The 20,513-nt window shown below is 70.3% G+C and carries 16 protein-coding genes and 1 tRNA gene; 5 read left to right on the forward strand and 12 right to left on the reverse strand.

What is annotated here, in order from left to right; translation table 11 throughout:
- Window positions 1-961, forward strand: a 961-nt coding sequence (locus tag VN461_04350) for a dihydrolipoamide acetyltransferase family protein (GenBank protein HXB53990.1), incomplete at its 5' end; no start/stop codon positions are given.
- Window positions 962-994: 33 nt separating this feature from the next.
- On the opposite strand, the gene VN461_04355 is transcribed toward VN461_04350, so the two are convergent.
- The 5 genes from VN461_04355 to VN461_04375 all read right to left on the reverse strand — a co-directional run bounded on the left by VN461_04355 (window position 995) and on the right by VN461_04375 (window position 6,401).
- Window positions 995-1,375 carry a PilZ domain-containing protein gene (locus tag VN461_04355; GenBank protein ID HXB53991.1) on the reverse strand — a complete coding sequence of 127 codons (381 nt, stop codon included), beginning with the start codon at window positions 1,373-1,375 and terminating at the stop codon, window positions 995-997.
- A gap of 55 nt (window positions 1,376-1,430) precedes the next feature.
- Window positions 1,431-3,320 (reverse strand): selenocysteine-specific translation elongation factor, encoded by a 1,890-nt coding sequence (selB, locus tag VN461_04360; GenBank protein ID HXB53992.1) that lies wholly within the window; start codon window positions 3,318-3,320, stop codon window positions 1,431-1,433.
- Between the two features lie 49 nt (window positions 3,321-3,369).
- Complete coding sequence (locus tag VN461_04365) at window positions 3,370-3,702, reverse strand: hypothetical protein (protein HXB53993.1); 333 nt, start codon at window positions 3,700-3,702, stop codon at window positions 3,370-3,372.
- An 82-nt stretch (window positions 3,703-3,784) separates the two neighbouring features.
- On the reverse strand, window positions 3,785-6,130 hold the full coding sequence (gene rnr, locus VN461_04370) for a ribonuclease R (GenBank protein HXB53994.1): 2,346 nt from the start codon (window positions 6,128-6,130) through the stop codon (window positions 3,785-3,787).
- Between the two features lie 184 nt (window positions 6,131-6,314).
- Window positions 6,315-6,401, reverse strand: a tRNA-Leu gene (locus VN461_04375).
- 76 nt (window positions 6,402-6,477) lie between these two features.
- Between VN461_04375 and VN461_04380 the strand changes: the two genes are divergently transcribed.
- From VN461_04380 to VN461_04395, 4 genes are all read left to right on the forward strand, one after another.
- Window positions 6,478-6,957, forward strand: a complete 480-nt coding sequence (locus tag VN461_04380) for a secretin N-terminal domain-containing protein (GenBank protein HXB53995.1) — start codon at window positions 6,478-6,480, stop codon at window positions 6,955-6,957.
- Between the two features lie 171 nt (window positions 6,958-7,128).
- The gene (locus tag VN461_04385) at window positions 7,129-8,817 is read left to right on the forward strand and encodes a DUF6600 domain-containing protein (protein HXB53996.1); all 1,689 of its coding nucleotides are present in this window, start codon (window positions 7,129-7,131) and stop codon (window positions 8,815-8,817) included.
- 62 nt (window positions 8,818-8,879) lie between these two features.
- Window positions 8,880-11,183: a PBP1A family penicillin-binding protein gene (locus tag VN461_04390; GenBank protein ID HXB53997.1), complete on the forward strand. Its 2,304-nt coding sequence runs from the start codon at window positions 8,880-8,882 to the stop codon at window positions 11,181-11,183.
- An 89-nt stretch (window positions 11,184-11,272) separates the two neighbouring features.
- Window positions 11,273-13,576: a fused MFS/spermidine synthase gene (locus tag VN461_04395; protein HXB53998.1), complete on the forward strand. Its 2,304-nt coding sequence runs from the start codon at window positions 11,273-11,275 to the stop codon at window positions 13,574-13,576.
- On the opposite strand, the gene VN461_04400 is transcribed toward VN461_04395, so the two are convergent.
- From VN461_04400 to VN461_04430, 7 genes are all read right to left on the reverse strand, one after another.
- On the reverse strand, window positions 13,555-14,397 hold the full coding sequence (locus tag VN461_04400) for a hypothetical protein (protein HXB53999.1): 843 nt from the start codon (window positions 14,395-14,397) through the stop codon (window positions 13,555-13,557). The genes VN461_04395 and VN461_04400 overlap by 22 nt on opposite strands.
- A gap of 68 nt (window positions 14,398-14,465) precedes the next feature.
- A protein-coding gene (gene prfB / locus VN461_04405; protein HXB54000.1) for a peptide chain release factor 2 occupies window positions 14,466-15,591 on the reverse strand; the annotation gives its coding sequence in 2 pieces (ribosomal slippage) (window positions 14,466-15,521 and window positions 15,523-15,591; 1,125 coding nt in all).
- Window positions 15,592-15,625: 34 nt separating this feature from the next.
- Entirely contained in the window at window positions 15,626-17,146 is a 1,521-nt protein-coding gene (gene lnt / locus VN461_04410; protein HXB54001.1) for an apolipoprotein N-acyltransferase, read from the reverse strand.
- On the reverse strand, window positions 17,143-18,051 hold the full coding sequence (lipA, locus tag VN461_04415; GenBank protein HXB54002.1) for a lipoyl synthase: 909 nt from the start codon (window positions 18,049-18,051) through the stop codon (window positions 17,143-17,145). The genes lnt and lipA overlap by 4 nt, the downstream gene beginning before the upstream one ends.
- Entirely contained in the window at window positions 18,048-18,770 is a 723-nt protein-coding gene (locus VN461_04420; GenBank protein ID HXB54003.1) for an SPOR domain-containing protein, read from the reverse strand. The genes lipA and VN461_04420 overlap by 4 nt, the downstream gene beginning before the upstream one ends.
- A 26-nt stretch (window positions 18,771-18,796) precedes the next feature.
- Window positions 18,797-19,945: a DUF4388 domain-containing protein gene (locus VN461_04425; protein HXB54004.1), complete on the reverse strand. Its 1,149-nt coding sequence runs from the start codon at window positions 19,943-19,945 to the stop codon at window positions 18,797-18,799.
- Between the two features lie 7 nt (window positions 19,946-19,952).
- Window positions 19,953-20,513 (reverse strand): slipin family protein (locus VN461_04430; GenBank protein ID HXB54005.1); only part of this gene is annotated, 561 nt, incomplete at its 5' end.

The raw sequence follows: 20,513 nt of genomic DNA on the forward strand, positions 1-20,513 counted from the left end.
CCCGCCCGCGGCCGCTCCCGTCCCCCTGACCCCCGTTTCCGGCCCGCGCGCCGCCCCCGTCCCTCCCCCGCCCGCGGGGGGGAGGGGCCGCGTCAAGGCCAGCCCCCTGGCCCGCGCCATCGCCGCGCGCGAGAACATCCCCCTCGCCGCCGTGTCCGGCAGCGGTCCCGGTGGCCGCATCGTTAAGCGTGACATCGAGAGCTACGCGGCGGCCGGCCCCGCGCCCGCCGCCCTCGCCGCCGCGGGGCCCGGTCCGAGCGTGGTGCCGTTCCCCTCCGTAGCCCCCGGCCAGGAGATCCCGCTCTCGAACATGCGGAAGACCATCGCCAAGCGGCTCTCGGAGAGCAAGTTCACGGCCCCGCATTTCTACGTGACGGTGGACGTCGACATGGGGGCGGCGGTGGCCTTGCGTGATCAGCTCCTGAAGGGTGAGAACACCAAGATCTCGTTCAACGACCTCGTGATCAAGGCCTGCGCCAAGGCTCTCCCTCGTTTCCCGCTCGTCAACGCCTCTTTCATGGGGGATCGCATCGCCACCCACGCTGAAGTGCACGTGGGGGTGGCGGTCTCCATCCCGGACGGCCTCATTACTCCCGTGGTCCGGAACGCAGATCGCAAGTCGCTGCTGAAGATCTCGCAGGAGGTGAGGGACTTGGCGGGGCGGGCCCGCGAAAGGAAGCTCCGGCCCGAGGAGTTCACGGGCTCCACCTTCACCATCTCCAACCTCGGCATGTTCGACGTGAGCGAGTTCACCGCCATCATCAACCCCCCGGAGAGTGCCATCCTGGCCGTGGGGGCGGTGCAGAAGGTACCGGTGGTCGCGGAGGACGCCGTCCGCGTCGGGCACCGGATGAAGGTCACGCTCAGTTCCGACCACCGGGTGGTGGACGGGGCGCTGGCCGCCCAGTTCCTGGCCGAGGTTCGGCGGCTGCTGGAGAATCCGATCAGCCTGTTTGTCTGAGCGCGCCCAGGGCGCTCGCGGGTCCCCCCGCGCCTAGCTCGCCGATTTTCGGGCCGCGTAGTCCCGCATTACCGCCTCGATCCACTTCTGGTTCGCCGGCGACAAGTTGCGGAAGCTGACCCCGAAGCCCGGGGGGAGGCTGTGCACGGGATGCTGCTGGCGGGGGTTGGTCCAGGCCACGACCCCTTCGACCGCCACCTCGTTCTCGCTCTCGGGAAGGCGGAAGCGGCAGACCAGGCGCTGGCCGAGGCGGGGCAGCTCGTCCATGGCCACATAGCATCCGAGGACATTGATGTTGATCAGGAACGCGCTCGCGGAGCGTGTATCCTCGAACTCCGCCGCGCATCGCCGCACGAAGGGGACGCGTGGAAGGCCGCTGCTCCGCCTCTCCCCGGGTTCGTCCGCTGCCGCCACACCCCCCCTTCCCCGCGACCGGAGGCCGTCCCCCGACGCCAGGCCGATTGTACCGCTACATCAGGACCAGGCGGTCGTTGCCGGCGCGGCGCGTGACCCTCTCCCGGTCCAGGTACTCGAGGAGCGGGATCACGAACTTGCGCGAGAGCCCGGTCAGCTCTTTGAAGCCACCCACGTCGAGCCGCGAACCCGGGGGCCAACGCTTTCGCACCTCGGTCTTGAGCGACTCCAGGTGGTCACGATGGACGAGCCCGCCCTCCCCCACCCGCTCGAGGAGGTGCTCGCCGAGGAGCACCCGGGACACCCGCTCGAGCAGACGCGGGTCCTTGCCGGTGCGGGAGGCCAGCGCACGCACCTCAAGGCCGGCCAGGCCCGCGCCCAGGGCCGCCTCCAAGAGGGTGGCCCGCCCCTCCTCCTCCCCGGGGGAGAGGGTCACCGTGTGCCGGGCCAAGGCGACCGCATCGGGTAGGAGCCGCACCGCGCCCCCCGCCGCTAGCGACGCCAGGACCCGCTCGAAGGCGGCAGCCGGGGACCGCATGAAGAGGCGCCGGCGCAGTTCCTCGCGGGCCATGGCCGCCTTCAGGGGGTTCTCCCGATGGAAAGCATCGAGAAGGTCGAGGGTGGCCCGCGACAGGGTCTCCATCGCCGCCCGGGACAGGAATGAGATCGGGTCCTGGCCGAGGGCGATCACGTCTTCCCGACCGGAAAGCTCCGCCCCGAGCGCGCCCGCGGCCACGGTGAGCCGCGCGGCCAGGGTGGGGGCGTCGATGCCGGCGGTGTCCGCCTCCCCGATCATGCGCACCGCCGCCTCCGAGGGGCTGCCCGCGGCAGCCAGCCGCTCCAGGGGGGCGACTCCCCCGCGCCGACGGGCGGGGGGGAGGGAGTCAAGAACCTGGGCCCCGCCGATGGTGACTGCCGGCGAGTAGGACCGGATGATGAGCCGATCCCCGCGGCCGGCCGCCACCGGTCGCTCCAATCGCAGCTGAACGAGGGCGGTGCGCCCGGGCTCCGCCCGCCCCCCCCCGAGCACGCGGACGCGGCCCAGCGCTTCCGCGCTCGCCACGTGGACCCGCACCCGCGACTGGTCGGCGAGAGCCTTCTCCCCCGGAAGGAGCGTCAACTCCGCGTCCAGCATGCGCGTCGGGCGCAGGGTGCCCGGGCGGGTGAGAACATCCCCCCGCGCAAGGTCCTCCACCTCCAGGCCGGCCAGGTTCACGGCCGTGCGGTTTCCGGCCGCCGCCGTTTCCACGCCCTCGCCATGGATCTGCAGGCCGCGCACGCGGGCCCGCCGCCCGGAGGGCAGGATCTCCACCTCCTCCCCCACGTTGAGGGTCCCCGAGACGAGGGTGCCCGTGACCACGGTCCCGAAGCCGCGGAGGGTGAAGACGCGGTCCACGGGCAGTCGGAGCAGGCCCCCCGCCACGCGGGGGGGCGACTCGCGGGCCAGCTCCAGCAGGGCCCCCCGCAACCCCTCGAGGCCGACCCCGGTGCGGGCGGACACGCGGACGATGGGACGGCCGTCCAGGAAGGACCCGGCCAGGAGCTCGCGCACCTCCATCTCGGCCAGGGCCTGGCTATCGGCGTCGGCCAGGTCGCATTTGGTCAGGGCCACCAGCCCGCGGGGGACACCGAGCAGCCGGCAGATGTGGAAGTGCTCCCGGGTCTGGGGCATGACCGATTCGTCGGCCGCCACCACCAGCAGCACGGCGTCGATGCCGTGGGCCCCGGCCAGCATGTTGCGCACGAACCGCTCGTGGCCGGGGACGTCGATGAAGGAGGCCACCACGTCCTCGGCCAGGGCCAGATGGGCGAAGCCGAGGTCGATGGTGATGCCTCGTTCCTTCTCCTCCTTCAGCCGGTCGGGATCGGTGCCGGTCAGGGCCTGGACGAGCGCGCTTTTGCCGTGGTCGATGTGGCCGGCCGTCCCCACGATGAAGGAGCGCACGAGCTCTCAGGGCAGGCGGGACGGGAGCGGTCGCGCTCCCGCGGCGCCCCTACTCCTCGCGGGTGGTCACGCCAAAGACCGACTCCGCCGTCTTGTGGAGCTTGGCGGCCAGGGCCAGCCGCGCCTCCTTCTCCGTGCGCACGATGAAGGAGTAGTTCTCGCGGGCCACCTTGATCAGGAACAGCAGCTCGTCCCTCGTAAGGCTGAGCACGATCCGGTTCTCGGCCTGGTCGAAGAATCCCTCCACCAGCTTGTCGCGAAGGCGGAGGCGAGCCTGTTGCTCCTCTTCGGTGATGAAGTGGTACTCCTGGCGGGTTACCTTCTGAAGGAAGACCAGCTCTTTGCTGCTGAGGTTTAAGGACACGCTCCGGACTTCGGACATTCAGGTCCTCCCCGCTTGACGGATCCAAAACCGTCGCCCCATTCTAACCAAGTGTCACACTCGCGTCATCCGTACGGCCTTGTCAGCGCCGGGCTCGTCCGCGCCCCCGCCCCCCCCGGGCCTCCGTCGGCCGCCCTCTCCGGACCGCCGTCGGCCGCCCCCCGGCGGACCGCGGCCGCCCGCCCAGCGCGTCCGGGAGCGCAAAATCGAGCTGGCGACGCTCCAAGTCGACCCGGACCAGCTGGACCTCGACCTTGTCGCCCAGGCGGTAGACCTTCCGGGTGTTCTCGCCTTTCAAAGTGTGGGCCTTCTCGTTGAAGAGATAGTAATCATCGATCATGGAGGAGACGTGCACCAGGCCCTGCACGTAGATCTCATCCAGCTCCACGAAGAGACCGAAGGCCTGGACCCCGGTGATGTAGCCGGAGAAGACCTCCCCCAGCTTGTCCGCCATGAAGCGGACCTTCTTCCACTCCGTGAGTTCCCGTTCCGCCTCCGTCGCGCGCCGTTCCATCTCCGAGAGATGGAGGCCCATTTCGGGGAGGGCCTCCCGGAGCTGGGCTTCGCGTGCGGGGTCGCGTCCTTGACGCAGCGCGCGCAGGGAGCGGTGCACGACCAGATCCGGGTAGCGGCGGATGGGGCTCGTGAAGTGCGCGTAGCTCTCGGTGGCGAGGCCGAAGTGGCCGAGGTTCTCCTCGTGGTAGCGGGCCAGCTTCATGGTGCGCAGGAGCAGGTAGGAGACCAGCTTCTCCTCGGGCTTGCCCTCGATCTGGCGCAGGATGAGCTGGAAGTCCTCCGGGCGCACCCCCTCCAGGTTGCCGGGGAGGCGGTAGCCGAGGGAAGCCACCAGTTCGCAGAACTCCTCCACCCGCTGGGGGTCGGGCTGCTCGTGGATCCGGAAAAGGGCCCCCACCCCGGCCCCCGTCAGGCGCTCCGCCACCGCCTCGTTGGCGGCAAGCATGAATTCCTCGATGACCCGCATGCTGTTCAGCCGCTCGCTGGCCACGATTCCCGTCATCTCTCCCGCCGCGTTGAGCACGAGCTTTGGCTCCGGAATATCGAAGTCCAGGGAGCCCCGCTCGTATCGACGGGCGCGCATGAGCTTGGCCAGCTCGTCCATGCCCTCCAGCAGGGGGACCAGGGGCGCGAAGCCCGCCCGGAGCTCGGCCTCCCCGTCCACGATCTTCTGCACCTGCTGGTAGGTCATGCGGGCGGCGCTCCGAATGACGCCGTCGTGGAACTCGGCCTTCCTCACCCGCCCCTTGCCGTCGATCTCCATCACCACCGACTGGGTGAGGCGGTCGGCCCCTTCCACCAGGCTGCAGATGTTGCTGGAGAGGGGGTGGGGCAGCATGGGCACCACCCGGTCGGGAAAGTAGACGGAGGTGCCGCGCAGGTAGGCCTCTTGATCCAGGAGGCTGCCCTCGCGGACGTAGTGGGCCACGTCCGCGATGTGCACGGCCAGCCGCCAGTGCCCATGGGGGAGGCGATCCAGGCTGATGGCGTCGTCATGGTCGCGCGCGGTCTCGGGGTCCACCGTCACGGTGAGCCAGGGCCGGAAGTCGGTGCGGCCGACCACGTCTGCGGGCCCCACCTGGCTGGGCACCCGGGCCGCCTCCGCTTCGACCTCCTCGGGGAAGGCGTCGGGCAGACCGTACTTGGCCATCACTACCTTCAGGTCGACGCCCGGGTCCTGGAGACGGCCCAGCACCTGGAGCACGCGACCGGAGGGGTTACGGGTGGCGGTGGGTGGACGGGTAATCTCCGCCGAGACCATCTCCCCCGCCTTGGCCCCCCCGTTGTCGCCGGGGGGGATGAACAGCTCGTGAAGAATCCGGCGGTCGAAAGGGACGACCCGCCCGCCCGCGCGCCCGTCCTCCTCGTAGCGTCCGACCAAACGCTGCTGAGCCCGCTCGAGCACCCGGATGATGCGACCCTCCGCACCCTTGGCCGTCACCCGCTCCACCCGCGCCACCACGCGGTCGCCGTGCAGGGCCTCTTTCATGTTCAAAGCCGAGACGTAGAGGTCCTTCGGGGCCTCCCTGCGCTTTGCCGTCGCTTCGATCCGACGCACTCCCCCCGCGGGGCCACTGCCCCGGTCCGGCCCGGCCCCGGAGCCTCCGCTCTTCGCGGAGCGCGTCCGGTAGGGGCGGGGAGGAGGGCTCGCCTCGGAGCGCTCCGGGATCACGAAGCCGTAGCCCGCGGGGTTGCAGGTGAGGCGCCCCACGACCAGGTTCATTCGGGAGGGCAAGCCGATTCGGGGGCCACGGATCTGGACCACCTCTCCGTCCGCGATGAGCTGCCGGAGCTGGTCCTTCAGCCCGCGCCGTGCCTCCCCCCGCAGGTCGAGCCGGCGCACCAGCTCTCGCACCGAGACCGGCTTGCCGTCCACGGTGAGCACATGCAGGATCCGGTCCTTGAGCGGCAATGCTTCCCCTCGAGCAGCGCCCGTTTCTGGGCGGGGAGCGGGTCGCGGATCGCGGGGGCTGCGCAAAATAGGACCTCGAGGTGCCACCGCCCGTGGAGCCTTTGCTTCACTCGAGCGCGGAGCGGCTTTAGGGGGAGCGATGAGCGCGTGGGGGGCCGGCCTCCCTACCCCCCGAAAGTGCCTATGGTGCCGGAGGTGGGACTTGAACCCACACTAGCCGAAGCCAACACGGCCCTGAACCGTGCGCGTCTGCCAATTCCGCCACTCCGGCCCACGGGACAAACGCAAAGGTTAGCAGGGACAGGCCCTCCTGGCAACCCCGCCTTTCCCCGCGCTATCATGACGTTATGACGAGCCTCATGGCGCTGGTCCTGGCTCTGGCCGCCCCCGGCCCCCAGCCGGCGGGCGAGGCCCTCATCTCCCTGGACGTCAAGGACGCCTCCGTCCTTGACATCGTCCACCTCCTGACCGAGGTGGGTGGCTTTCAAGCGGTCTTTGACCCCGGCATCTCCTGCAAGCTCACGGTGAAGCTGACGGAGGTGCGCTGGCAGGCGGCGCTCGATGTGTCACTGCGGTCCTGCCGCCTCGGGCGCGAAGAAGAGAACGGTATCCTGCGCATCGCGCCCGTCGAGCGCCTGGGCGAGGAGTCGGCCGCGCGGCGCCGTTTGGAGGAGGAGCAGCGGCTGAGCGCCCCCCACACCGTGGCCCGCTTCCGCCTCTCCTACGCGCGGGCCCAGGAGATCGCGCCCCTCCTGAAGCGCTTCCTGTCCGTCCGGGGGGACGTCGTCTATGACGCCCGGACCAATACCCTCATCATCGTCGACTGAGGGGGCGACCGGCACTCAGGGGGGACGGAGGCCGCACTCAGGGAGGACAGGGGGGCGGCCGTTCGGCTGTAAGTTGTTGATAGAACGTCCCTCAAGGGCACAAAGGCCCGGCACGGAGCTTGCTTTGAAAGCGGCCGGAGTGGCCCACCAAACGGGCTCCGGAGAGCACGCATGAATCGCATCCTGCCCCTGTCGCTCATGGTCCTGGCGGCGGGCACGTCGGTCATCGCCCAGGACGGATACCGGCACGGCCGGATCGGCTACTTGGAGCCCGGCGTGACCCTGCAGCGAGCCACCGAAGCCGGCTCGGAAGAAGCGACCCCCAACGTTCCCGTCCTTCCCGGAGACCGGGTGTGGACCGATGACACGGGCCGGGCGGAGTTCCAGTTCCTGGACGGTACTTTCGTCCGGCTGGACCGCCGCAGCAAGCTGGACTACACCGCCCACGAGGAAGGCCGCACGGAGCGGATCATCCTCCGGCTCTGGTCTGGCTCCCTTTATCTTCGCTCGCGCAACACCGACAACCCTCTGTTTGGGATCGAGACCCCGGGCGGCCTGGTCCTGACCCAGGAGCGTGGGGTGTACCGCGTCGACGTCGACTCCGGGGAGACGCGGCTCTCCGTCCACGAGGGAGAGGCAACGCTGGAGACGGGTCGCCGCCGGGTCACGGTGGGCGCGGGTGAGCGATCCTACGCGCGCCGCGGCGACAGCCCGGAGCGCCCCCGCCCCTTCGACCGCGGGGAGGCCGATGAGTTCGCGCGCTGGGAGGGAGATCGCGCGAACCGGGAGGCCTGGGCCGGCAATAGCCGGCGCTACCTTCCCCGGGAGCTCGATCCCTACGCCGGCGACTTCGAGGCCCACGGCTCTTGGTACTACGAGACCGAGGTGGGCTATGTGTGGCGGCCGTACGTGGGGGCGGGCTGGCGCCCCTACTCCTTCGGGCGCTGGGTCTGGACCGCTTACGGCTGGACCTGGGTCCCCAACGAGACCTGGGGCTGGGCGCCCTCCCACTACGGCCGCTGGGGCCACTCCCTGGCTCTCGGCTGGTACTGGATTCCCGGCAACGTCTGGGGTCCGGCCTGGGTCTCCTGGGGCCAGGGCGGCGACTACGTGGGCTGGTGCCCGCTCGGCTACCGTGACCGGCCCGTGGTCGTGGCCGAGACCAGCTCCCGTGGCTACGCGGTTCCCCGGGGCGCGCCCAACACCGAGATGGGCGCCTGGACCTTCGCCCGCCGCGGAGACATGGGGCTTCGCGACCTGGCTCGGCGCCGCGTGGACCCGGCCCTGGTCAAGGACGTGCGGATGGTGGAGCAGCCGCGGGCCCGGCCGACGCGGGATCTCCGGCTGGTCGAGGGCGAGGCAGCCGTGCCGCGCAACATCCGCACCCGACCCACCGTCGGCGACACCGTCCCCGAGCTCAAGACCGACAACACCACGAGCATCCCCGCTCCTATGGTGCGCGGCCACCCCCGCCCCGTGATCCAGGAGGACGCGCCCCGGTACGACCAGAAGGACCGGCCCGGGGAGGCCGCCCGGGCCCGCGACGAGGAGACCCGCCGGAACGACAGCACCCGACCGGGGGACCGCGACCGCGACGTGCTCCGACCCATGTTCCAGCCTCTGAGCGAACCGCACCCGCGGGGAGGCGAGGAGGGAGCACGTGCCCGCGACGAGGGCGGCTCCCGGCATGGGGACGAGGGCGCGTCCCGAACGCGGGACGAGGGTTCCTCCCACCCCCGAACCGAGAGTCCAGCCGCCCGCGGCGAGCCGCGCACCCCGCCCCGGGGGCGGTCGGAGCCGCAGCGCGCGCCCCAATCCCCACGGCCGGAGCCTCCCCGCCCCAAGAAGGACAAGAGCTGAGAGTCCGTCTCCCCGGGCCCGCGTTTGCTGCGGGCGCCGACGGGCGGGTATAGTTTCGTTTAATGGCGGCCTTCGCCGGACTGCCCCCGCCCCGACCGCTCAGTCTGCGCCGCGCGGCCGTGACCATCCTTTTCGTGGGCGCGATCCTCAGCGGGTCGCTCGTCGGCGTGTTCTTCGCCTACGAGAGCGACCTGCCCCAGGTCGCCTCCCTCGAGGACTTCCAGCCCAACATCATCACCCAGGTCTTCGCCGCCGACGGCTCCGTGCTCGGGGAGTTCGCGATCGAGAAGCGCGTGATCGTCGGCTTCAAGGACATCCCCCCCGTCCTGCGCAACGCGATCGTGGCCGTGGAGGATGCCGACTTCTGGAAGCACATGGGGCTCAACCCCTGGCGGGTGCCGGGGGCCGCCCTCGCCAACTACCGCAGCGGACGGAAGGGCCAGGGGTTCTCTACCCTCACCATGCAGCTGTCCCGTCTGCTCTTCCTCACCCCCGAGAAGACCTACGAAAGGAAGATCAAGGAGGTGATCCTGGCCTTCCAGATCGAGAAGAACTTCACCAAGGAGGAGATCTTCACCCTCTACTGCAACCAGGTGTACTTCGGACACGGCAACTACGGGGTGGAGGCCACAAGCCAGTTCTTCTTTGGAAAGCCCATCAAGGAGCTGACCCTGCCCGAGGCGGCGCTGATCGCGGGCCTGCCCCAGAACCCCTCCCGGCTCTCCCCCCTCGAGTCCCCCGAGCGGGCTCTCGCCCGTCGCAACCACGTGATCGAGCGCATGGCGGAGGAGAAGTACCTCACCCCCGCCGAGGCCGAGGTCGCCGCGGCCACGCCCCTCGGCCTCCATCCCCACCGGGATCCGCCTTCCATGGCGCCCCACTTCCTGGAGGAGGTGCGCAAGTACCTGGAGCGAGAGTACGGGAGCCAGCGGATCTACCAGGGCGGCCTCCGGGTCTACACCACCCTGGACCCCGAGATGCAGAGGGCGGCCGTGACGGCGTTGCGCCGGGGCCTCCGGCTCTTGGACCGACGGGCCCGCGGCTTTGTCCGCCCCACCGCCACCGTGCTCAAGGAGGGAGCCTTCCCGGATCCCATCCACCTGGACGAGTGGGACTGGCCCATGGCCGAGGGTGACGTGGTGCGCGGGGTGGTCCTCGCCTGCGATCGCACCCTGGCCCTGGTCCAGATCGGCGACTACCGGGCGCGGGTGGGCCTCCCCGAGATCGCCTGGACGCGGCAGCGGAGCGTCTCCGACGTGCTTCCCCGGGGGGCGGTCGCCCCCTTTCTCCTCCAGTCTCTGAGCGACGGGGGGGGCAAGAAGGAGGCCCGGGTGCTCCTCGAGCAGGAGCCCAAGGTGGAAGGGGCGGCCCTGGCCCTGGAGGTCAAGACGGGCGCGGTCAAGGCCATGGTGGGTGGCTACGACTTCGAGCAGAGCAAGTTCAACCGGGCCACCCAGGCCTGGCGCCAGGTGGGTTCGGCCTTCAAGCCGATCATCTACTCGGCCGCCCTCGAGAGGTTGCGTTGGACCCCGGCCACCCTGATCGTGGATGCCCCCATCTCCTTCCCCAATCCCTGGAACAAGACGATCTGGGCCCCCCGCAACTACGATGGCCGGTACCTGGGACCCATCCCCGTGCGCAAGGCCATCGAGCAGAGCCGGAACATCCCCGCCGTCAAGACCCTCCAGGCCCTGGGAGTGGAGACGGGGATCGAGTACGCCCGCAAGCTGGGCCTGGGCGGCGAGCTCCCTCCCTACCTCCCCATTGCCCTGGGGGCGGGCGAGGCCACCCTCACCGAGATGACGGCCGCCTTCGCCACTTTCGCCAACCAGGGCCTGCGCATGAAGCCCACGCTGATCACGCGGATCACGGACCGCGACGGCAACATCATCGAAGAGACGAGGCCCCAGGCCAAAGATGCCATCCGGGCCGACACCGCCTACATCATGACCAGCCTGCTCCGGGGGGTGGTGGAGCGGGGCACGGCGGCGCGGGCCCGATCGCTCCGGCGCCCCATCGCCGGCAAGACCGGGACCACGAACGATTTCACCGACGCCTGGTTCATCGGCTTCGAGCCCACCCTCGCGGCCGGGGTCTGGGTGGGCTTCGACGAGAAGAAGGACTCCCTGGGCAAGGACGAGAGCGGCGGCCACGCGGCCCTGCCCATCTGGATGGAGTTTTGGGAGAGGGTCATGAAGGACAAGCCCATCGAGGAGTACCCCATCCCCGGCAACATAGTCTTCGTGCCCGTGGACGAGTTCGGTCAGCCGGGGGCGCCGGGCACCCCCGGCGTGCAGATGGAGGCCTTCGTGGCCGGAACCGAGCCCCGGGGCTTCTCCGGGGCCACAGGAGCGGGGCAGCCCTGAGCGAGAGCCCCCGCCCCGCGCCTCCGGCCCCCGGCTATCCCCTCCACCTCTTCTTCCTGCCCCTTTTCTTCACGAGCGGGTTCGCGGCCCTGCTCTACCAGATGGTCTGGCAGCGCCTGCTGACCTTCTTCAGCGGGGCCGATGTCTACTCGGTCACGATCATCGTGGCCGCCTTCATGGGCGGGCTGGGGTTCGGCAGCTTGGCGGGTGGCCACCTCGCCGACCGCCTCCACCCGCGGGGACGGCTCCTCGCCTTCGCCCTCTGCGAGGCCGCGATCTCGGCCTTCGCCTTCGTGAGCGTGCCCCTCATCTACGGGGTCCTTTATCTCCGGCTCGGCGAGCGGCCCCTGCCTTCCGCGGCGGTCGCCGCCGTCCTCTTCCTGACCCTGCTCTGGCCCACGTTCTTCATGGGCCTGTCCCTGCCCCTTCTGGCCCGGGTGCTCACAGAGGATGCGCCGCGCTCCGCGGAGCGGATCGGCGCCCTCTACGGCTGGAACACTCTGGGCGCGGCCGGAGGCGCCTTGACCACGGTGTGGATCCTGGCCCGCGCGCTCGGCTTCGGGGGATCGATCCTGGTGGGGGCGCTCTTGAACCTGGCCTGCGCGGGGGCGGCGCTCCTTCTGGCCGGGCGGGCGGGGGCCGTCACCGAGACCCCGCCGGCGGCGGGGGCGGCTCCCCTCGAGCGGACCCCTTTCCGCCTCCCCGCCTGGATCGCCATCTACTCCCTCTCCGGCTTCCTCGCCCTGTCCCTGGAGATCCTGTGGTTCCGCTTGCTCGGGACCATCCTCAAGTCGAATTCCTTCACGTTTGCGACCCTGCTCGGGATCTACCTGGGCGGGCTCGGAGTCGGGGCCCTTCTGGCCAGCCGCTGGGCGCGTCGCGCGCGGCGGCCGGCCCTCACCTTCCTCCTCCTGCAGTCGGGGATCCCTCTCTACGCCGGCCTCTCCCTCGGCCTTCTGATCTATGGGCTTCCTCGCTTCGCGGCCCTGCGCCCCCTCGCGGGCTACCTGGGCGGGTACGAGACGCTCGAGCTGGACGCCGCCGTCCGCGCCCTCCAGCGCTTCGCCCTGCGGGCGGGGAGCGTGGCCCCCTTCACCCGCGACTTGGCCCGGCAGTTCGCCCTCCTCTACGGGGCGGTCCCCCTCTACCTGATCGGCCCCCCCACCCTCCTCATGGGGATGAGCTTCCCCTACCTCCAGCGGGCGGTCCAGACCGACCTCGCCTTCCTCGGACGCCGGGTGGGCTGGCTGCAGACCGCCAATATCGTAGGCTCCATGATCGGAGCCGGCCTCACCGGCGTCTTTCTGCTCCACCGGCTCGGCACCGCCTGGTCGCTGCGCCTGCTCTTAGCCCTGGGCGCCGTCTTTCTGCTCCTCTTTGCACGGGCGCGCTGGCCCGCGGACGCCCGGGGGCGCTGGCTCGGCTATCTGGGCGCCCTCCTCGCGACCGGTGTGACCGCGCTCGTGAGCCCCTCCCCGGCTGTCCTCTGGGCCAGGCTCCACGGCACGACCCCCGACCGCGTGCTCTTCGCCGAGGACGGGTCCGGCCTGGCCCTCCTCAAGGAAGAGCGGGAGGGCACCCGGGAAACCACCGTGGTCTACGTGAACGGCCTCGGCCAGAGCTCGCTCCCCTACGGCGGCTACCACACGCTCCTGGGAGCGCTCCCCGCCATGCTCCACCCGCGCCCGGAGCGGATCGCCATCATCGGCCTGGGCTCGGGCGACACCCTCTTTGGGGCCTCCGGGCGGCCGGAGACGACCCGCGTCGATTGCATCGAGATCGTGGCCTGCCAGCTCCGGACCCTGGAGCGGCTCCCCCCCCGGCGGTACTCCGGGCTCGACCTCCTCCTCCGCGACGGGCGGGTGCGCTACGTGTTCGCGGACGGCCGCTCCCAGCTGATGCGCGGCCAGGAGCGCTACGACCTCATCGAGGCGGACGCCTTGCGCGCGGGATCCGCCTACTCGGGAAACCTGTACTCCCGCGAGTACTTCGAGCTCCTGCGGCGGCGCCTGCGCCCGGGCGGTTTCGGCGTGACCTGGGCGCCCACGCGCCGCGTGCGGGACACCTTCGTGAGCGTCTTCCCCCACGTGCTCAAGTTCCAGGACACCCTCATCGGCAGCAACGAAGAGATGGTTTTCGACCTGGACGCGGTGCGGGCCCGCATGCGCGACCCCTTTGTGCGCTCCCACTACGGTCGGGCGGGGCTTGACCTGGAGGAGCTCCTGGCCGACGCCCTGGAGCGGGGCCCCACCGTCATCGGCCCCGAGGCCGACCGCACGTCCCTCACCGACATCAACACCGACCTCTTCCCGCGGGACGAGTACCTGGCCTCGAAGAGCTTCCTGGCGGGGGCGGAGGAGCGGCGGCCGGCTCAGGGAAGCGCGGGCCGGTAGTCCGGGGAGCGGGCCGCGCCGGGGCCAAAGGTCACCCGCCAGGATCTTCCGTCCCCGAGCCGCTGGCGGTAGATGACCCACTCCCCGGTGATGTTGGAGGCGAAGGCGATCTCAGATCCGTCCGGGGAGTAGACGGGGTCGTAGTTGAGGGCGGGCCAGTCCACGAGCGTCCTCTCCTCCCCGCGGGCAAGGTCGTGCTCGACGAGGCGGCTGGTGGGGCGCCGGTGGCCGCGGCTCACGTAAACGACCCTGCCGCCGTCGCGGCTGAACCGCGGTTCGCAGCCCCCCGAAGTCAGGCCGGAGAGACGCGTTACTTCGCCCGTCGCCGCCACCACCATGTAGATCTGGTGGCCGATGTGGACGTTGGAGGAGAAGACGATCCGCCCGCCGTCGGGGCTCCAATGCGGGTTGCCCAGGATGGAGTCCTTTCCATGGCGCACCAAGACCCGTGCCTCCCCCGTGGCCCGCTCCAGGATCCACAGGCACTGGGATCCATCGGCGTCGGAGAGGAAGGCGATGCGCTTCCCGTCCGGGGACACGTCGGCCTGGGATTCCGTGTGGCCGTTGCTGCGCACCTGCCGGGGCTCCCCCCCCTGGGCCGGGACCTCCCAGAGCTGGGGTCGGCTCGACCGCTCCGACGTGAAGATGACAGCCCGCCCGTCGGGCGTCCAGCGCGGCAGGGTGTCGTCCCCGGGGGGCGAGAGAAGGGGACGCTCCACGCCCCCCCCCGCGGGAACAAGGTAGAGGCCGGCGCGGCCGCCCTGGGTCCGCTCGTACACGATCTCCCCCGCCCCGGGGCCGGCGGAGGTGGGAGGGGCCACCGCGGCCGCGCCGCGACAGCCCGCCGGCGCCAGGATGAGGGCGGCCCCCAGGAGCCGCCAGCGCCGGCTCAGTCCCCCTCCGCCACGGCCGGGCCCAGGGTGCCCTTGGCCCGCGCGATGAGGGCGGCCTTGATGAAGCCCTCCAGGTCCCCGTCCAGCACCCTCGCCACGTCTCCCACCTCGAATTTCGTCCGGTGGTCCTTGATCATCTGGTAAGGGTGAAGGACGTAGGAGCGGATCTGGCTGCCGAAGGCGATGTCCTTCTTGGCCGCCTCCACCGCGTCCAGCTTCGCCCGCTGCTTCTGCCGCTCCAGATCGTAGAGACGCGACTTCAAGACCTTCATGGCCACGTCGCGGTTGCGGATCTGGCTGCGCTCGTTCTGGCAGGAGACCACGATGCCGGAGGGCAGGTGGGTGATGCGCACCGCGGAGTCGGTCACGTTCACGTGCTGGCCCCCCGCCCCGCTCGAGCGGTAGGTGTCGACGCGGATGTCCTTCTCCTGGATCTCGATCTTGATGTCCTCGTCGATCTCCGGCCAGACGAAGACGGAGGCGAAGGAGGTGTGGCGGCGGGCCCCCGCATCAAAGGGGCTGATCCGCACCAGCCGGTGCACGCCTACCTCCGTGGAGAGGTAGCCGAAGGCATACTCTCCCTGCACGAGCACGGTGGCGCTCTTGATGCCCGCCTCTTCCCCGGGCTGGATGTCGGTGATGTCTCGCTTGAAGCCCTTGCCGTCGCACCAGCGCAGGTACATGCGGAGGAGCATCTCCGCCCAGTCCTGGCTCTCCGTGCCCCCCGCTCCGGAGTTAATGGAAAGGATGGCGTTGGCGCGGTCGTGCTCGCCGCCTAGCATCTTCTGGAACTCCGCCCCCTCGATCGTTGACTCGAAGGCGGCCAGCGAGGCCTGGAGTTCCTTTTCGACGTCCTCCCCCGCCTCTAGCCACTCCAGGAGGACGCGGGTGTCGTCCTCCTGCCTCTGCAGGCGTTTAAGGAGATCGAGGTCGCCCTCGATGCGCTTGCGGCGCTGCAGGACCGTCTGGGCGGCCTCCTGGTCCTTCCAGAAGTCGGGCCCCGCCATCTTCTCCTCGAGGCGGGCGAGCTCGCTCTTCAGCTTGTCCTGCTCAAAGATAGCCGCGGATGTCCGCGGCCCTCGCGACCAGCTGATCGAACCGCTGCGAAATCTCTTGGGTCAATCGCAATGACGCCTCCCGATGCTCAATTCTACCGTCAGGTGCGCTTTCGCAGCGCGGTCAGGCCCGCGGCCGCGGCCAGGCAGGACCAGGCGAACACGTCGCCGTAGCGGGAATAGAAGGTGCGGCCCGGCACGATGGGCACATCCCGCACGAGAATCGTGCGGTCGAAGAGCCGGGTGGGCTCGAGCACGCGCCCCCGGGGATCCACCACCGCGGTGATCCCGGTGTTGGCGGCCCGTACCAGGTACTTGCCGTTCTCCACCGCCCGGAAGGTGGCCATGGCCAGGTGCTGGTAGGGGGCGGAGGTGCGGCCGTACCAGGCATCGTTGGTGATGTTGACCAGGAGGTCCGCCCCCCGGGCCGTGAAGCCCCGCACCAGCCCCGGGAAGATGGCCTCGTAGCAGATGAAGGCCCCCAGGCGGTAACCGTCGGCGGTGGTCACCACGGGCTCGCTTCCGGGCGTGAAGTCCGAGACCTGCTCCACGAGCTTGGCCGCGAAGCGCCCCCCCAGGGTGAGGAGGGGCTGCAGCGGCACGTACTCCCCGAAGGGCACGAGGTGGATCTTGTGGTAGCGGAGGGCGAGCCGCCCCTCGGGGGTGAGCATCTTGGCCCCCACAAAGACGCGGTAGCGGCCGTCGGGCTGGTCGTCGCGGTCGTCGTTTCCAAAGAGCAGGTAGATCCCCCGGCGCCGAACCAGCTCCTGGAGATCCGCGGCCAGCTCGGGGGTGCGGTCGTAGTAGAAGGGCACCGCCGACTCTGACCACACGACCAGGCGCGCCCCCCGAGCGGCCGCCTCCTCCGTGAGCTGGACGTGGCGGGCGACGTTCTGCTGGGCGCTCTCCGGATCCCACTTCTCCTCCTGGAGGATGGCCGCCTGCACGAGCCCCACGCGGATCCGGCCCGTCTCCGGGAGAGGTCGGGATAGAACGAAGGTGCCCTGGAGCCAGACCAGGACCAGGAGGAGGGGAAGGGCGAGGGCGGCTGCCCGTCGCGGGCGGGGGCGGCTCTCCGCGGTCAGGTAGGCGAGAAGCGCGGAGGACAGGGCCACCAGGAAGGAGACTCCGTAGACCGCGGTCACGGCCGCGATCTGGATGAAGGGGAGGTTCCGGTGCTGGCTGTAGCCGAGCAGGCACCAGGGGAAGTTGAAGAAGGTGTGGGTGCGCAGGATCTCGGTGCTAACCCAGGCCAGCGGCGACAGCAGGAGGGCCTTGGGCCCCAGCGCCTGGAGCCAGCGCGACACCACCAGCGCAAAGAGCGAGGGGAAGAGGGCCACCGCCGCGCAGAGCAGGCCCATGATCGCGATGCCCACGGGCAAGGCGAGGCCTCCATACTGGATGACGACCAGGGCCGTCCAGTAGAGGAGCCCCAGGGAGGAGACCGCACCCGTCAGATAGCCGAGGCGGAAGGCCCGCCCCCCGGAGGCTCCGGGCAGCGCCATCAGGAGGGGGGCCAAGGCGACCCAGGCAACCGCGCCGTGGCCGAACTTCGGGAAGGAGAGGGCGAGGAGGACACCCGAGAGGACGGCCAGGCCCTCCTGCCGTGGGATCGGTCTCAAGAATCCGCCCTTGCGACCTCCCGTGTCCCCGCCGGGGATCCGTGCCTCCCGGCCACCTCCTCCGCGTTGAAGGAGGAGCGCACGAAGACGCCGGAGTAGACGGTGGGAAAGCCCAGCCCGCGTGCCCTCTCTTCGAACCGCCGGAAGCCCTCGGGGGCGATGTAGCGGTGAACGGGGGCATGGCTCCGGGTCGGCCGGAGGTACTGACCAATGGTGACGATGTCCACTCCCGCCGACCGCAGGTCGTGCAGGACACAGTCCACCTCGCCGTCCGTCTCGCCCAAGCCCACCATGAGGCCGCTCTTGGTGACCTGGTCCGGCCCCTTGGCCGCGGCCAGGAGGCGCAGGCTGCGGGCATAGCCCCCCTGGGGCCGCACGCGGGGGAAGAGGCGGGGGACGGTCTCGATATTGTGGTTGAAGACGTCGGGGCGGGCCCGCAGGACCGTGGCCAGGGCGTCCGCGTCGCCCTTGAAGTCGGGCACGAGCACCTCGACCTTGGACCCGGGAAGGCGGCCCCGCAGCGCGCCGATGGCGGCCGCGAAGTGGCCGGCCCCTCCATCCCGGAGATCGTCACGGGCCACCGCGGTCAGGACCACGTAGCGGAGGCGCAAGCGAGCCGCCGCTTCCGCCACCCGCGCCGGCTCGCCGGGGTCGGGGGGGGATGGCCGGGCGGTGGCCACCGAGCAGTAGGCGCAGCGGCGGGTGCACCGGTCGCCCAGGAGCATGAAGGTGGCGGTGCCGCGCGAGAAGCACTCGCCCAGGTTCGGGCAGCGGGCCTCTTCGCAGACGGTGGTGAGGCCCTGCTCTCGCAGGAGCAGGCGCAGGCCCCGAGCCGCAGGCAGGAGGGGACTCCCTTTGCGGGCCCACGGCGGGAGCCGCAGGACCGGGGGAGCAAGCGCGCTCACTGCTGCTTGACGATGAAGGGCTTGAACTTCTCCTGATCCCGCAACTTCACTTCCGTCCGCTCCGCATCCGAGCGCGTGTTGAAGCTGCCTACCCGCACGCTGAAGAGCCCCGCGCTGTCTCCCTCCGGCGAGACCACGTACGCGTAGAAGCCCTTCTCCTTGAGATGGGCGACCACGGACTCGGCGGTGACCTTGTCCTTCAGGGCCACGACCTGGATCGTGAAGGCGGGACCCTTGCCGGCAGGGGCCGCTTTCGCCGCCGAAGCCGCCTCCGGAGCAGCCTTGGCGGGCGGGGGCTTGGGCTCGGCGCGGGGGGACGCTCCCGCGACGGGCGGAGCCACCTCCGGGGCGGGGGCGGGCGCGCTCTTCAGCGCTGCCTTGGCGGCCGAGGGCTTGGGGCCAGAGGACGGGCCGGAGCCGGCGGTCCCTGCCTTGGTTCGATCCAGGGTGTCGTCGGTCTTTTCCGCCTCCAGCCGCTGGGCGTAGGTGAGGTCCCGGGCGGCGGGCGCAGGCGCCTTGGCCGGCGCCTCCTCCCCCACCACGCGCTCCTCCTGCACGGGACGCGCGGCCAGCACCTCGCCCCCCCCGGAGTCCACGCCCTTGCCCACCATCACCCCGGCCAGGAAGCTCAGGATGAGCCCCGTGGCCCCGGCCATGAAATAGAAGACCAGTTGCTTGTTGGTGAGCTGGATCTCGTAGTAGTAGTCGTCTTGAGCCATTGCCTCTCCGCTCGTGTCGCCGGGGGTCAGGCCCCCAGCTTCCGGAACCCGTCCCTGATGATCCCGGAGACCACCGCCTCCTCCTCTGCCCCGTGCCGCTCCCGCACCCCGAGCTGGATGGCGCCCACCAGCTCGTTGAGCCCCGCCAGCATGAGGCTCTTCCTCTGGTCCGGGGGTAGGTCGGCCACGTTGGCCAGCATCTGATCGTAATCGGCCCGGCCGTACTGCTTCAGGTCCAGCCCGTAAAACAGCGTCTCGTAGCGGCCGGAGACCCGCTGCAGGGCCGTGGCCACGAAGTCGTCCACGTCGTCCCCGCTCCGTCCACGCAGGAAGGCGTAGATCCGGCTCAGCATCTGGTTGAACTTCTCGACCACACCCTCCAGATCCATCTCCCGCTCCCGCGCGAGCACCCCCGCCCCCGCCGCCACCGCCTCTTCGGCTTGGCCGCGCCGGATCACGCCCAGGACGTGGAAAGCCCAGAGGATGCGGCAGGTCTCCAGGTTCGAGAGGTAGGAGACCTGGCAGATCTGCTCCACCGAGGCCCGGCCGGTGACATGGGTCAGGACTTCCTGCTCCTCGTCGGTCAGCTCGAGCTTGTGGAGCACCTCCGTGCTGCCCGTGGGAACGGGAGCGGAGTCGATGGTGCCGATCCCCCGATAGATGAGGCCCCAGGAGCGGGTCCGGCGGATGCCCTCCAGGATGAGGTTCTCCATCGAGAAGTTGAGGGTCACCACATCGTCGAGGCCAGGCTCGCTCATGATCAGCTCGTACTCGCCCCGCGTCCAGGTGAAGACGTCGAGAAGGATCTCCTTCACGTGCTGCTCCACCGCGGGGAGCAGGTCCTCCGGCTCGAGGGCCCCCATCTCCACCAGGACCGTCCCCAGCCGCCGCCCGGGCCGGATCATCTGGCTGGCGTCCAGGTACTGGCGGACCGTGATCTTGCCCTGCAGGAGCAGGCTCTCCCCCATCCGCTCATCGGGGTTGCTGCTCTTGGCGTAGACCACCCGCCCCATGTGGAGGTACAGGCTCTTGGTGACCTGCCCGCCGCGGAAGGTGAGCACCCCCGTCTCCCCGCTGCCCAGCACCGACCTCAGCAGCTCGGGGACGCTGGAGTCCTCGATCCTGCCCCGCAGGGTCAGGTTGCTGCCTTCGGGCTCGGCCTCGGGGACCCTCATCGATCCGTCACTTCTCCCTCCCCAGCGCCTTCATCCAGTCGATGGGCACGGGAAAGATGATGGTGGAGTTCTTCTCGGCCGCGATCTCGGTCAGGGTCTGCAGGTAGCGCAGATGCAGGGCCACGGGCTGGGCCTGCAGCGTCTCGGCTGCTTGCGTGAGCTGCTTGGAGGCCTCCAGCTCGCCGGAGGCGTGGATGATCTTGGCCCGCTTCTCCCGCTCCGACTCCGCCTGCTTGGCCATGGCCCGCTGCATCTCCAGGGGGAGGTCCACGGCCTTGACCGCGACCTGGGTCACCTTCACCCCCCAGGGATCGGTGTGCTGGTCGATCACCTCCTGGAGCATGACCCCCAGCCGCTCGCGCTCGGAGAGCAGCTCGTCGAGGTGGGCCTGTCCCAGGATGCTGCGCAGGCTGGTCTGGGCCTCCTGGCTCGTCGCGTAGAGGAAGTTCTCGACCTGCACCACCGCCTTGAGCGGATCCACCACCCGGAAGTAAACGACGGCATTCACCTTGACGGTCACGTTGTCCCGGGTGATCACGTCCTGGGGGGGCACGTCCAGCACCACCGT

This window comes from Vicinamibacteria bacterium, assembly GCA_035570235.1.
Lineage (GTDB): Bacteria > Acidobacteriota > Vicinamibacteria > Fen-336 > Fen-336 > DATMML01.